Source organism: Marinobacterium stanieri, from assembly GCF_900155945.1.
Classification (GTDB): domain Bacteria; phylum Pseudomonadota; class Gammaproteobacteria; order Pseudomonadales; family Balneatricaceae; genus Marinobacterium; species Marinobacterium stanieri.
Map to the genome: position 1 here is coordinate 82,051 of NZ_FTMN01000008.1, position 12,983 is coordinate 95,033.

Consider the following 12,983-nt stretch of genomic DNA (forward strand, 5'->3'; position numbering starts at 1 on the left):
TCGAGCTCTTGGCAAAGTTGGCGCTTTTCTTGCTTGCACTGCTATGAGGCATGATTGGAATACCTATGGTGAACGCAAACACGCATAAACAGATCCTGGAAAATCTGACCGGCGCCGTTCTGGTGCTGGATGATGAGCTGTGTATCCAGTACATGAACCCGGCGGCGGAAATGTTGCTGGAAGCTTCTGTCAGGCGGCTCAAGGATCGTCCCATCGAGGACTGGCTGTCGTCCAGCGAAGAAGAACTGGCTGTGTTGCGCCAGTCGTTGGCCAGTGGTCACCCGTACAGCAAGCGCGAAGCGCGTCTGGTGACCCAGAGCGGGCGTATTCTGACGGTCGACTACAGCGTTAACCCGGTACCAGAGGCCGGTATTCTGCTGGAAATCCAGGCGCGTGATCGCCTGATTCGTATCGAGCGCGAAGAAGAGCTGTTGGCACGTCATGCCAGTGCGCGTGTACTGGTGCGGGGCCTGGCTCATGAGATCAAGAACCCGCTGGGCGGGATCAGGGGGGCGGCGCAGCTGCTGGACAGGGAGCTGGACCGGGATGAACTGCACGAATATACCCAGATCATCATCGAAGAAGCAGACCGCCTGCGTCACCTGGTGGACCGCCTGTTGGGGCCGCACAAACTGCCGGTGATCGAGCTGCTCAATATCCATGCCGTGCTGGAGCACGTTTGCCGGCTGGTCAACGCCGAAACCGATGGCCGCATCGAGATCGTGCGCGATTACGATCCCAGTATTCCCGAGTTTGAAGGCGCCCGTGACCAGCTGGTCCAGGCGGTGCTCAATATTATCCGCAATGCGATGCAGGCGATGGAAGAGTCCGCGACACCCGAGCCGCGTATTACCCTGCGTACCCGGGCATTGCGCCAGGTCACTCTGGGCGCGGAACGCCACCGCCTGGTGTTGGCCCTGGAAATCGTCGATAACGGCCCCGGTATACCGGAAGAGCTCAGCGATACGCTGTTCTACCCGATGGTCAGCAGTCGTGCTCAGGGGTCGGGGCTGGGGCTCTCCATCGCTCAGTCCATTGTTAATCAACACCGAGGCCTGATTGAGTTCACCTCGGTGCCGGGCGAGACCCGGTTTAACCTGTTTATACCGTTGGAGTCAGGTCATGACTGAAGCTGCTAATGTCTGGATCGTCGATGACGACCGTTCCATCCGCTGGGTGCTGGATAAAGCACTGACATCGGCCGGATTGAACACCCAGAGTTTCGACCGTGCTGATGGCTTGCTGGATCGGCTTGACCATGAAGTACCGGATGCTGTTCTTACGGACGTTCGCATGCCAGGGATGGATGGCCTGCAGCTGCTGGACAGGTTGCATGAGGCGCATCCCGATCTGCCGATCATTATCATGACGGCACACTCGGACCTGGAAAGTGCCGTTGCCTCTTATCAGGGCGGTGCCTTTGAATACCTGCCCAAGCCCTTTGATGTGGATGAAGCGCTGGCACTGGTCAAACGTGCGGTAGAGCATGCGCGTGAGCAGCGTCAGGAGCGTGCCGAGCCTACACCGGAGCGGGCCACTGAGATCATCGGTGAAGCTCCCGCCATGCAGGAGGTGTTTCGCGCCATAGGCCGTTTGGCACATTCCAACATCACCGTATTGATCAATGGTGAGTCCGGTACCGGTAAGGAGCTGGTCGCCCACGCCTTGCACCGCCATAGCCCCAGAGCCAAGAATCCGTTTATCCCGCTGAATATGGCGGCGATTCCCAAGGACCTGATTGAATCTGAGCTCTTTGGTCATGAAAAGGGTGCGTTCACCGGCGCTGCGGCCAGTCGTCGCGGTCGCTTTGAGCAGGCCGATGGCGGCACCCTGTTTCTGGACGAAATCGGTGATATGCCGGCGGATACCCAGACACGTCTGCTGCGTGTGCTGGCGGATGGCGAGTTTTACCGAGTTGGTGGTCATACACCGGTGCGAGTGGATGTGCGTATTATCGCCGCGACTCACCAGAATCTGGAGCAGCTGGTACAGGAAGGCCGTTTCCGTGAGGACCTGTTTCACCGCCTCAACGTGATTCGTATCCACATTCCTCGCCTGGCCGAGCGTCGTGAGGATATTCCGCGTCTGGCGCGCCACTTCCTGGCCAGCTCGGCCAAGGAGTTGGCGGTGGAGCCCAAGATACTCAAGCCTGAAACCGCGGCATTCATGTGCGACCTGCCCTGGCAGGGTAACGTACGTCAGCTGGAGAATACCTGTCGCTGGCTGACCGTGATGGCGTCCGGCCGGGAAGTGTTGGTGTCTGATCTGCCACCTGAGCTGCTGTCTCAGCCTTCGGCGCCGGTCAGCGGCAGCTGGCAGGACAGTCTCAAGGCCTGGGCCGAGCAGCAGATCAGCTTTGGTGCCGAAGGGCTGTTGAACGAAGCGGTTCCGGCGTTCGAGCGGGTCATGATCAGCGCTGCCCTTAAAGCGACCCATGGGCGCCGCCGGGATGCAGCCCAACTGCTGGGGTGGGGACGCAATACCCTGACCCGTAAGATCAAGGAGCTGCAGATGGATACCGCCACACTCGCGGAAGATGAGGGTGACGAATAGGTTACGGCCGGTATAATGGCGGGCCGATTCAATGGAGGCCCTGATGCTGGATCTGGTGCTATATCAGCCTGAAATTCCGCCTAATACCGGCAATATAATCCGTCTGTGTGCCAACACCGGCTTTCGCCTGCATTTGATCGAGCCGCTGGGCTTTGATCTGGATGACAAGCGCCTGCGCCGTGCCGGGCTGGATTACCATGAGTGGGCCAGTGTCTGCCGGCATGCGGACCTGGAAGCCTGTCTGCAGGCTATCCAGCCCAAGCGGGTCTGGGCACTGACCACCAAGGCGCAACGCAGTCACAGCGATGCCGACTTTCAGGCCGGAGATATGCTGCTGTTCGGGCCGGAAACCCGTGGCTTGCCACCTGAAGTCAGGGCGCGCTTCGACGGTCTGCGCCTGCCCATGCTGCCCGATAGCCGCAGCCTTAATCTGTCCAATGCCTGTGCCGTCGTTGTCTATGAAGCCTGGCGTCAGCTCGACTACGCAGGAGCTGTCTGATGGCGGATGCTCCCTTGCGCATGTCGCATGCGCTGATTCTGACACGCCTCTCCAGCCATGATCACCGCGCCGGCATTACCTCGGAACTGATTGGTGTCACCAGTGAAGGTCAGAGCCTGCTGGTGCGCAGCGATGAAAGTCAGCGGGTGAATGTTGCACTGCTGGAGCATCAGCGTTTGCCCTTGGTGGTGCTCAGTGATCGTCTGCTGCCATCCACCGAAGCCGACTATGAACTGCCGGCACAGGCGCTGATCAGCCCTATTCCACTGCCGTCGGCGGAAGTAGAGGCGTTGATTCGATCAGGGCGTGAGCAGACCTTGCTCAATCAGGTGCGCGAACAGCTGGTGTGAATCAGTTGGCTTGAGGTGCACGCGGGCGGCGCGAGTGGATAAAGTCGGAAACGGCATCGGCCTGCTCATCGCTTAGCTGAGGGAAGCTCGGCATCCCCTTGTGGCCAAGGTCATAGCCGTGCTTGATCATCAATACGATTTCGTAGATGGCTGGGGCATCCGGGCCGGCCGGGAGCTGCTCCAGATAGGGACCCAGGCCCTTGTTTTCATGGCAGCTGCGGCAGTAGTACTCATAGAGTTCATCGCCGGCCTTCATGCGTTCGGGTGGGGTGTCGCCGCAGCCGCTGAGCAGGGGCATCACAACAAGGCCGATGAGCAGGGGGCGCAGGTCCATATGGCTATCCGTGAATGGGGCGTGGCAGATTCAGCTGGCAACCGGACAGCTCCAGCGTCAGCACCGACAGCAGTAGCCAGGGGTCGGTCTTGAGTTGTCCCTTGATCGCCTGATCCACATCCTGACACAGGCCCAACAGGGATTCCAGCTGGCTGGCCGGGGTCTGTTGACTGGCCTTGCGTACCAGCGCCTTGCGTTTGCCCCACACCTTCTCGCGCTGACAAAGCGTGTCGTAATTGACGCCGCTGGCCAGACCGCGCTGGACGTTCAGCAGGGTGCGGATCTCGCGGCTGAGTGCCCAGAGTACCAGTGTCGCTTCGACCCCTTCCTGGCGCAGTACCAGCAGGATCTTCTGACAGCGGGCCGGGTCGCGGTGCAGCACCGCATCAGACAGGGCGAAGATATCAAAGCGGGAGCTGTCGGCCACCGCCTCAATAACCTGCTCTGCATCGATGGTCTGGTTGGCATATAGCAGGCTGAGTTTGTCCAGCTCCTGCCGTGCTGCCAGCAGGTTGCCTTCGATACGGCTGGTCAGCAGCTGAACAGCGTCCGCGGTCAGTTCCAGGCCCAACCGCTTGGCGCGCTGGTTCACCCAGCCGGGCAACTGATCCACATCGATCGGCCAGATCTCGACCACTACGCCGGCTTTTTCTACCTGTTTGAACCAGGCGCTTTTCTTGGCGCCCGCATCCAGGCGATCCGCCAGAATCAGCACCACATTATCGGGGGCAGGGTTATCCAGATAGCGCTGCAGCAGCCCGCTGGCTTTCTTGTCCAGCTTCTGGCTGCCCAGGCGTACTTCGATGATTTTGCGTTCAGCAAACAACGACAGGGCGTTGGCGCTTTCCAGCAGTGATTCCCAGCTGAACTGGGCATCCACATGCATGACTTCGCGTTCGGTGAAACCGTCATCACGCAGGTAGCGGCGGATGCTGTCACAGCTTTCCGCATGTTGCAGGGGCTCGTCACCGGTCACCATAAATACCGGAGGCGGTGACGATAGCCGTTTCAGCTGGGCATCCAGCTGGTCGGCGCGTGTTTTCATGCGCCGGGCCGGATACTGATGTACTGACGCAGGATCTGTTGTGCCAGTTCCTGCTGCATCTGCTGGCGGATCAGGTGCTCCTGGGAGTCACTGGCCGTAATGTTGTCCGGGTTGTTGGAATACACCCGTTCAATCATCACGCGTTGCTCCGGTATCAGCGCCCGGTTTTCGTCCTGGGTATCCAGTACCCGGAACCAGGCTTCGGAGCGCAGTTCGTACTCGGCTACATCCGCGTTACCGGTCAGCGTTGCCGCGCGTCGGGTATGACGCTCGCGCGTCAGCTCGATGCGATAGCGCCCACCGGCATCCAGCTCAACGCCGTTAATGCTGAAGGTGCGGCGCAGTTCGCGCTCCAGCTGGCTGGTTTTGGAATCAACCACCAGTTGCGCCTGGCGCAGAGGCTCCGGTACATCCTGCAGGCCGCGCAGCTGGAAACCGCAGGCGGACAGCAGCAGGCTCAGGCCCAGCAGAGCAACGGGTAGCGTCAGGCGCTTGTGCATGCAGTTCTCCTTAACCCACAACCAGGTTCAGCAGCTTGTTCGGCACCAGGATCTTCTTGCGAATGGCCTTGCCTTCCATGTGCTTCTGAACATTTTCAGTGCTCAGTGCGGTGTGCAGGATCACGTCCTCGTCGGCATCGGCGGGTACGTTGATCTTGGCGCGGACCTTACCGTTTACCTGCACCACCAGCTCAACGCTGGCACGGGTCAGAGCGGCTTCATCCACCTGCGGCCAGGCGCTGTGCAGCAGATCATCGCTGTGGCCCAGTTCACGCCACAGCTGATGGGTCATGTGCGGCACGATCGGTGCCAGCAGACGAATCGCGGCTTCCAGTGCTTCACGGGTAACGGCGCGGCCCTGATCGCTGACATCAACAAATCGACCGATGGCGTTGGACAGTTCCATCACAGCGGCGATGGCGGTGTTGAAAGTCTGACGGCGCTCCATGTCATCGCTGACCTTGGCGATGGTTTCATGGACCTTGCGACGCAGATCACGTTGCTCGTCGTTCAGAGCATCCGCATCCAGGGCCGGGCAATCGGCACCGCTCTGCAGGTGATCGTGAACCTGTTTCCACAGACGGCGCATGAAGCGGTGAGCACCTTCAACACCTGAGTCCAGCCATTCCAGTGACTGTTCCGGCGGAGCTGCGAACATCATGAACAGGCGCACGGTGTCGGCACCGTAGCGGTCGATCATCACCTGAGGATCGATACCGTTGTTCTTGGACTTGGACATCTTCGACATGCCGTCGTGGTTCAGCTCACGACCTTCGGCGTCGGTGGCGCGAATCACGCGACCCTTGTCGTCCTTTTCGGTGTTGACGTCGGCTGGCGAGATCCACACCTGGCCGCCTTTTTCATCTTCGTAGTAGAAGCTGTCGGCCAGTACCATGCCCTGACACAGCAGACGCTTGAACGGCTCGTCGGAATCCACCAGACCTTCGTCACGCATCAGCTTGTGGAAGAAGCGGGAGTAGAGCAGGTGCAGGATCGCGTGCTCGATACCGCCGATGTACTGGTCGACCGGCAGCCAGTGGTTGGCCTGTTTCGGGTCCAGCATGGCGTCCGGGTTCATGCTGGCGTAACGCGCGTAGTACCAGCTGGATTCCATAAAGGTATCAAAAGTGTCGGTTTCACGTTCAGCCGCACCGCCACATTTCGGGCAGGTGGTGTCGATGAACTCACGCATTTTCTTGATCGGAGAGCCGGAACCGTCAAATTCCACGTCGGTCGGCAGTACCACCGGCAGCTGGTCTTCCGGTACCGGAACGGCGCCACAGCTCTGGCAGTTGATTACCGGAATCGGCGCACCCCAGTAGCGCTGACGGGAGACACCCCAGTCACGCAGGCGGTAATTGATGGTAGTACGACCCTTGTTCTTCTCTTCCAGTGCCTTGGCGATCGCCTTGAAGGCAACGTCGAATTCCAGGTCGTCGTAATCGCCGGAGTTGATCAGGGTGCCTTTTTCGGTGAAGGCTTCCTGTTCCAGATCGACCACTACGTCCGGGTTGGTCGGGGCAATCACCTGCTGGATCGGCAGGCCGTATTTACGGGCAAATTCCCAGTCGCGCTGGTCGTGGCCCGGTACGGACATGACGGCGCCTGAGCCGTAATCCATCAGTACGAAGTTGGCGGTCCAGACCGGAACGGTTTCGCCGGTCAGCGGGTGAATCGCTTCGATACCCAGCGCCATGCCTTTCTTTTCCATGGTGGCGAGATCAGCCTCGGCCACCTTGGTGTGACGGCACTCTTCGATGAAGGCAGCCAGTTCAGGATTGTTCTCGGCGGCTTTCAGTGCCAGCGGGTGCTGTGCTGCCACGGCTACGTAGGTCACGCCCATCAGGGTGTCCGGACGAGTGGTGAACACTTCCAGTTCGCCGTAACCGTCAACGTGGAAGTTCAGCTCGACGCCTTCTGAGCGACCGATCCAGTTGCGCTGCATGGTCTTGACCTGCTCGGGCCAGCCATCCAGCTGATCCAGATCATCCAGCAGCTGGTCAGCGTAATCGGTAATCTTGAGGAACCACTGCGGGATCTTCTTGCGTTCAACCAGCGCACCGGAGCGCCAGCCGCGGCCGTCGATGACCTGTTCGTTGGCCAGAACGGTCTGGTCGACCGGGTCCCAGTTCACCTCGGCTTCTTTCTTGTACACCAGCCCTTTTTCCATCAGGCGGGTAAAGAACCACTGTTCCCAGCGGTAGTATTCCGGGTGGCAGGTCGCCAGTTCGCGATCCCAGTCGTAACCAAAGCCCATCTGCTTGAGCTGGTTGCGCATGTAGTCGATGTTTTCGTAGGTCCACTTGGCCGGCGGGACGTTGTTTTTCATCGCTGCATTTTCAGCAGGCAGGCCAAAGGCATCCCAGCCCATCGGCTGCAGCACGTTGCGACCTTTCATGCGCTGGTAGCGCGACACCACATCACCGATGGTGTAGTTACGAACATGCCCCATGTGTAGTCGACCGCTGGGGTAGGGGAACATGGACAGGCAGTAGAAGGGCTCGCCTGCGGCGCTTTCATCTGCCTTGAAGCTGTCCTGTTCTTCCCAATGTTTCTGTACCTGGGGTTCGATATCCTGGGGATTGTATTGTTCGTTCATTGTGGTTGGTTGCAACTCTTGGTAGCTGGGATGTCGGCGTCAGACTCCGCTGTCGGGAGGGCCGTTGGGGCCACGCCGTAAAAAAGACGAATGGCGCATAGCATACAATATTCGCCCTGCTGTCAACAGAGCCAGAGTGTGCTTGAGTGGGCGTCATCTTACTGCAACCTGAAGTCTTTATCCTTCCGCCCCATCTGACCTGCCCCTAGGGAAGCTGTGAACAAGTCTATAGCGACTCAGCGTGGCCTGAGATGCCATGGACTTATTCATAGCTTCCCTAGGCGGCGGGAATCTGCAAAAACCGGATCAGGGATAAGACCGAACGTGAATACCACCCTCTTCGATCTGCTGTGGCAGCTGAAGCACGAACTGGAACGTCAGGGCGCCGACAAGATCGATATGCCCAAGTTTATCGATGACGTAGAGTACCGCCGTCGTCTGCTCAAGGCGGCGAATGCCAAGGCGCTGAATCCGGCTTTTCGCCAGATCCTGCCGGAGTTGCTGTCCGGCAACCCGCTGGAAATTACCCGCCAGGTAGCAGCGGTGCCACGCACCCGTGAACCTCAACAGGCGCGCCAGGTGCACAGTCTGGAAACAGGACGCAAGGGACCGGGCCTGTTCAGTGGCGGTATTCTGGTGTTGATCCTGCTGGCGTTTGCCGTGGCTGTGGTGGAACTGACCAGTGACTCCGTCGTTTCGGACCTGATTGCCAGTGCCGGCCTCAAACCGGGCAGCAGCGTGCAGAGCACCGAGGTGTCTGGCACAACACCGACGCCGTCAGCGCCCGCTCCCAAAGCGCCGGTCGAGACCCAGGTGGCTGTGGCGGCCCTGACCTCGTCCGAGCAGGAGGTGGACACTCTGTTCCGCCTGCATGGCTCCAACACTATTGGTGAGGCGCTGGCGCCGGCCTTGCTGAAAGCCTATTGGCTGCAGCAGGGCGCCGACAATATTCGCGTTGAACAGCAGGAATCTGAAGTTGAGCACGATGTGCTCTTCCAGCTGCCGGGGGAAAAGGCACTGCAGCGTGTTGAATTGAAGGCCCATGGGTCCAGCACCGGCTTCAAGGGACTGCATGCTCGCCAGGCCGACCTGGCAATGGCATCACGTCGTATCAAGGGCAAGGAGATCGAACGTCTGGCGCCGATCTACGGTGATCTGAGCAGTGTCCGTACCGAACATATCGTGGGTATGGATGGCCTGGCGATCATTGTTAACCCGCGTAACCCGATCAGCAGCCTGAACACCGAGCAACTGGCGAAACTCTTTGCCGGACAGATCAGCAACTGGAAACAGCTGGGCGGTGCCGATGTGCCGGTGAGTATCTACAGCCGTGATGAAAACTCCGGTACCTGGGACTCCTTTCGCAGCATGGTGCTGAAAAAGCATGGCGTGAAACTCTCACCCAAGGCGCGTCGTTACGAATCCAGCATGGAACTGTCGGACCGTGTCAGCCAGGAGCCGGGTGCGATTGGCTTTATTGGTCTGCCCTATGTGCTGCGTGCCAAGGCGCTGGCGGTGGCCGATGAGGAGGGTGCGCTGCCGGTGTTCCCAACCACCTTCACCATCTCCACGGAAGACTACCCGCTGACCCGCCGTCTCTACATGTATGAGCCGATGACGCTGGCATTGAACAGCCCTGCGCATGACTTTATCAACTTCGTCACCTCGGAAGAGGGGCAGGAGATAGTGCGCAAGACCGGCTTTATCTCACAGAACATTCAGCGTATTCAGCCGGTGCTGAGTGAAGAATTGCCCAAGGAATATCTGGAGCTGGTACAGGGCGACAGCCGTCTTTCCCTTAACTTCCGTTTCAACAGCGGTACCTTTGATCTGGACAACAAGGCGCAGCGCGACCTTCAGCGTGTGATCCGCTTCTTTGAGCAGCATCCGGGGCAGCGTGCTTTCCTGATCGGTTTTTCCGACAGCACCGGCAATGCCGAGCATAACCGCCGCCTGTCGCTCAAGCGCGCGGAAGTGGTGCGTGACCAGCTGCTGTCACGTGGCATCAACGTGGCGGATGTGCATGGTCTGGGGTCGCTGGCACCGGTCGCGTCCAACGCAACTCCCGCCGGGCGTGAGCGTAACCGTCGTGTCGAGGTCTGGATTCGCGATACGGCGGGCCGTGGTGTGGCCAGCGCTCGCTGAAGCCTGATTGATCTCGGCCCATTACTTTCCTGAAATCAGCGATATACTGAAGGCAAAGGCGGCGGGTGTCCGTCGCCGGTGCCAACAGGAGTTCGCCCATGACTAAGCAAGATCCGCAAACCCCGCAACATTCTGCCAAGGCTCCTGCTGCCTATGACCGGGTGCTGGAGCAACTGCGTAAACGCCTGGACGATGCCGGTGAGGTCAGCTGGGACTTTCTGCAGCAGCAGATTGAGGAAGCTGCGGAGGTCGAGCTGGCGGCTGAAGAGATGACGCGGGACGAGGTCGAGCTGCTCAAGGCCTATCTGCGTCGTGACCTCAAACAGCTGGGCTACTATGCGCAGGGAACCGGCGAAGGCCTGGCGGCCTGGCTGCATTTCGATCTGGATTACCTGGAACTGAAACTGAAGCAGAGTCTGCTGGATCTGGCCGACAAAACCCGCGTGCAACATGAGCTGCTGCGTGAGCAGCTGGCCCATGCCGAAGACCAGTACCTGGCGGGTGAAGTAAGTGCACCGGGTACCCTGCGTTGCCTGCAATGCGGTCATACCCAGCAGCTGCGCGCCACTGATCGCATTCAACCCTGTGGCAACTGCTCTGCCGTCGTGTTTGAGCGGGTGTCTCTACCCTGGTCGCCGAGCGGCAAATAATCCCATCAGCGTCAGCAGTCCCGCCAGTGGCCAGACACCCAGATACTGCCAGGGCGTCTGGCCCGTCATCATGTCCACTTCGTGGCGCAGGATAGCCTGCTCATCCACCGGTGCCTGAGCCGCCAGGCTGCCATCCGGGCGGATAAAAGCGGTCAGGCCGTTATTGGTCGCGCGAATAACCCAGCGGCCATTTTCCAGCGCGCGCATGCGGGCGATCTGAAGGTGCTGGTCGGGCGCGATGGAGCGGCCGAACCAGGTATCGTTGGAGACGGTCAGGATCACCTCGGCCTCACGTCCAAGTTCTGCCACCAATTGTGGATAGGCGATCTCGTAACAGATGGCGGGTGCTATTTTCCGGGTGCCCAGGCTCAGGTTGTCCGTGTCCTGCCGGGGCAGGGTAAAACTGGACATGGGCAGGTCAAAGAAGGCAATCAGGCCACGTAGCTGGTCTTCAAAGGGCACATACTCGCCAAAGGGCACCAGTCGCTGTTTGTGATAGATATCCTGACCGGCGCCAAATATCCCCAGACTGTTGTGGAAGCGCACGCCTCGCGGGCGCTCAGGGTCGGCCTCGACGTAGGGAAAGCCGCTGATCAGGGCAATATCATCCTGTTGCAACAGGTTCAGGAAGGGTGTCAGGCGCTGGCTGGCGCGGCTGAACGTGGCGGGTATGGCGGTTTCCGGCCATACAATCACGTCAGCGTCCGTAACGCTCAGGCTCATGTTGATCTGGCGCTGCAGGATGCCATCCAGTTGGTCCGGCTGCCATTTTGCCAGCTGGGGGATGTTGGGCTGAATCATCACCACATCCAGACTGGCATCCGGTTTCGGCTGGGTCCACTGGGCCGGTAACAGCCAGGCGGCTGCCGCGAGAACAACGCCCGGAATCAGTGTCGGGATATGGCGGTCGGCCAGCAGGCGTGCCAGCCCCATGGACAGCAGCAGACTCAGCAGTGACAGAGCCCAGACCCCGCCGATGGGTGCCCAGCTTTTGAACGGTGTATCCAGCCAGGCATAGCCCAGATAGAGCCAGGGAAAGCCGGTCAGGAACCAGCTGCGCAGCCACTCAAAGCCAAGCCAGGTGAGGATAAACATCAGCCAGCGATGACGGGCGTTGTTCGCCATGCGGGCAAAGAGCCCGCCCTGCAGGGCAAACAGCAGTGCCAGCGCGGCCACAAAGAGGAAGGTCAGGGTGCCCGCCAGCCAGGGCGGTGCACCCCCGTAACGGTCGATGCTGACGTAGACCCAGGAAACCCCGGCGCCCCAGAAGCCCAGACCAAAAGCCCAGCCGCTCCAGGCTGCCTGACGCACGGACTGGTGACGCTGCAGCAGGTACAGCAGCGCCGGCCCCAACAGGGCCAGCGGCCAGAGATTGAAGGGCGCCAGTGACAGCGTGATGCTGGCGCCGCCAAGCAGGGCCAGCACCGCAGTGAGGCCGCGCGGGCGGCGTTTTGACTGAGCGTTCACCGGCTTAGCGTCGGGTGACCTGCAACAGACGAAGACGGCGGTTGTCGGCGGCCAGTACCTTGAAACTGAATCCGTCGATGTCGATCTGCTCGTCCTTGGCTGGCAGGTGTCCGAAATGCTGGGTGACGATGCCGCCGATGGTGTCGAAGGCGTCATCGGACAGGCCGACGTCGAAGTAGGCGTTGAAGTCCTCAATCGGCGTCAGAGCCTTGACCAGAAAACCGTTGTCATCGAAGGGACGGATGTTGCCGTCGTCATCGTCGGCATCATGTTCATCTTCGATCTCGCCGACAATCTGCTCCAGCACGTCTTCGATGGTGATCAGGCCGGCAACACCACCGTATTCATCCACCACAATCGCCATGTGATTGCGTGTGCCGCGGAACTCGTTCAGCAGCACATTGAGGCGTTTGCTTTCGGGAATGAAGGTGGCCTTGCGCAGGCACTGGCGAATATCGAACTGGTCCAGAGTCCCTTCCAGCATATAGGGCAGAAGGTCCTTGGCCAGCAGGATACCCAGCACTTCGTCCGGGTTCTCGCCGCACACAGGGAAGCGGGAGTGGGCGCTGGAGATGATGACCGGCAGGAATTCCCGGGGTGTCTGGTTGACCTGCACCATGGTCATCTGAGAGCGTGGAATCATGACGTCGCGCACCTGCATTTCGGTAACCTGCATGGCTCCTTCAATAATGCCGTGGGCATCATTGTCCAGAATGCCGGAGTCGCTGGCCTGATACAGGATCTCGCGGACGTCCTCAAGACTGCGGGGTTCGTCAGAGAAGGCTTGTGTCAGTTTCTCAAGCCAGCCCTTGGACGTGCCGCCCGATCGGTCTTCGCTCAT

Annotated in this window: 12 protein-coding genes; 6 read left to right on the forward strand and 6 right to left on the reverse strand. The window is 59.8% G+C overall.

What is annotated here, in order from left to right:
- Positions 1-65: 65 nt before the first annotated feature.
- The 4 genes from glnL to BW956_RS16545 are packed head-to-tail and all read left to right on the forward strand — an operon-like array spanning position 66 to position 3,402.
- A complete protein-coding gene (glnL, locus tag BW956_RS16530; protein WP_076464391.1) occupies positions 66-1,130 on the forward strand; it encodes a nitrogen regulation protein NR(II) in 1,065 nt (354 codons plus the stop codon).
- The gene (gene glnG, locus BW956_RS16535) at positions 1,123-2,553 is read left to right on the forward strand and encodes a nitrogen regulation protein NR(I) (protein ID WP_076464394.1); all 1,431 of its coding nucleotides are present in this window, start codon (positions 1,123-1,125) and stop codon (positions 2,551-2,553) included. Before glnL ends, glnG begins: the two co-directional genes overlap by 8 nt.
- A 43-nt stretch (positions 2,554-2,596) precedes the next feature.
- Positions 2,597-3,052, forward strand: a complete 456-nt coding sequence (gene trmL / locus BW956_RS16540; RefSeq protein WP_139327218.1) for a tRNA (uridine(34)/cytosine(34)/5-carboxymethylaminomethyluridine(34)-2'-O)-methyltransferase TrmL — start codon at positions 2,597-2,599, stop codon at positions 3,050-3,052.
- A complete protein-coding gene (locus BW956_RS16545) occupies positions 3,052-3,402 on the forward strand; it encodes a hypothetical protein (RefSeq protein WP_076464399.1) in 351 nt (116 codons plus the stop codon). The genes trmL and BW956_RS16545 overlap by 1 nt, the downstream gene beginning before the upstream one ends.
- Position 3,403: 1 nt before the next feature.
- Here the strand turns inward: BW956_RS16545 and BW956_RS16550 are convergent, their stop codons facing one another.
- From BW956_RS16550 to leuS, 4 genes are read right to left on the reverse strand one after another with little or no spacing between them, the layout of a single operon-like run.
- Positions 3,404-3,736 carry a c-type cytochrome gene (locus tag BW956_RS16550; protein ID WP_076464401.1) on the reverse strand — a complete coding sequence of 111 codons (333 nt, stop codon included), beginning with the start codon at positions 3,734-3,736 and terminating at the stop codon, positions 3,404-3,406.
- Positions 3,737-3,740: 4 nt separating this feature from the next.
- A complete protein-coding gene (gene holA / locus BW956_RS16555; protein ID WP_076464404.1) occupies positions 3,741-4,781 on the reverse strand; it encodes a DNA polymerase III subunit delta in 1,041 nt (346 codons plus the stop codon).
- Entirely contained in the window at positions 4,778-5,281 is a 504-nt protein-coding gene (locus tag BW956_RS16560; RefSeq protein ID WP_076464407.1) for an LPS-assembly lipoprotein LptE, read from the reverse strand. The genes holA and BW956_RS16560 overlap by 4 nt, the downstream gene beginning before the upstream one ends.
- Positions 5,282-5,291: 10 nt before the next feature.
- On the reverse strand, positions 5,292-7,880 hold the full coding sequence (gene leuS / locus BW956_RS16565) for a leucine--tRNA ligase (protein WP_076464409.1): 2,589 nt from the start codon (positions 7,878-7,880) through the stop codon (positions 5,292-5,294).
- A 324-nt stretch (positions 7,881-8,204) separates the two neighbouring features.
- Between leuS and BW956_RS16570 the strand changes: the two genes are divergently transcribed.
- Both BW956_RS16570 and BW956_RS16575 read left to right on the forward strand, forming a co-directional pair.
- Positions 8,205-10,025 carry a substrate-binding domain-containing protein gene (locus tag BW956_RS16570; protein WP_083703120.1) on the forward strand — a complete coding sequence of 607 codons (1,821 nt, stop codon included), beginning with the start codon at positions 8,205-8,207 and terminating at the stop codon, positions 10,023-10,025.
- A 98-nt stretch (positions 10,026-10,123) separates the two neighbouring features.
- Positions 10,124-10,675 (forward strand): zinc ribbon-containing protein, encoded by a 552-nt coding sequence (locus BW956_RS16575; protein ID WP_010323580.1) that lies wholly within the window; start codon positions 10,124-10,126, stop codon positions 10,673-10,675.
- Here BW956_RS16575 and lnt read toward each other — a convergent pair.
- Together lnt and BW956_RS16585 are read right to left on the reverse strand one after the other, a co-directional pair.
- Positions 10,649-12,142: an apolipoprotein N-acyltransferase gene (lnt, locus tag BW956_RS16580; protein WP_076464412.1), complete on the reverse strand. Its 1,494-nt coding sequence runs from the start codon at positions 12,140-12,142 to the stop codon at positions 10,649-10,651. The two genes, BW956_RS16575 and lnt, sit on opposite strands and share 27 nt — an antisense overlap.
- Before the next feature lie 4 nt (positions 12,143-12,146).
- Positions 12,147-12,983, reverse strand: a complete 837-nt coding sequence (locus tag BW956_RS16585) for an HlyC/CorC family transporter (RefSeq protein WP_010323578.1) — start codon at positions 12,981-12,983, stop codon at positions 12,147-12,149.

Excerpts from the sequence above, each read along its gene's own strand:
- trmL (WP_139327218.1), top strand. The coding sequence starts at position 2,597 with ATGCTGGATCTGGTGCTATATCAGCCTGAAATTCCGCCTAATACCGGC.
- BW956_RS16545 (WP_076464399.1), top strand. The coding sequence starts at position 3,052 with ATGGCGGATGCTCCCTTGCGCATGTCGCATGCGCTGATTCTGACACGC.
- glnG (WP_076464394.1), top strand. The coding sequence starts at position 1,123 with ATGACTGAAGCTGCTAATGTCTGGATCGTCGATGACGACCGTTCCATC.
- BW956_RS16550 (WP_076464401.1), bottom strand. The coding sequence starts at position 3,736 with ATGGACCTGCGCCCCCTGCTCATCGGCCTTGTTGTGATGCCCCTGCTC.
- leuS (WP_076464409.1), bottom strand. The coding sequence starts at position 7,880 with ATGAACGAACAATACAATCCCCAGGATATCGAACCCCAGGTACAGAAA.
- glnL (WP_076464391.1), top strand. The coding sequence starts at position 66 with ATGGTGAACGCAAACACGCATAAACAGATCCTGGAAAATCTGACCGGC.
- holA (WP_076464404.1), bottom strand. The coding sequence starts at position 4,781 with ATGAAAACACGCGCCGACCAGCTGGATGCCCAGCTGAAACGGCTATCG.
- BW956_RS16560 (WP_076464407.1), bottom strand. The coding sequence starts at position 5,281 with ATGCACAAGCGCCTGACGCTACCCGTTGCTCTGCTGGGCCTGAGCCTG.
- BW956_RS16585 (WP_010323578.1), bottom strand. The coding sequence starts at position 12,983 with ATGAGCGAAGACCGATCGGGCGGCACGTCCAAGGGCTGGCTTGAGAAA.
- BW956_RS16575 (WP_010323580.1), top strand. The coding sequence starts at position 10,124 with ATGACTAAGCAAGATCCGCAAACCCCGCAACATTCTGCCAAGGCTCCT.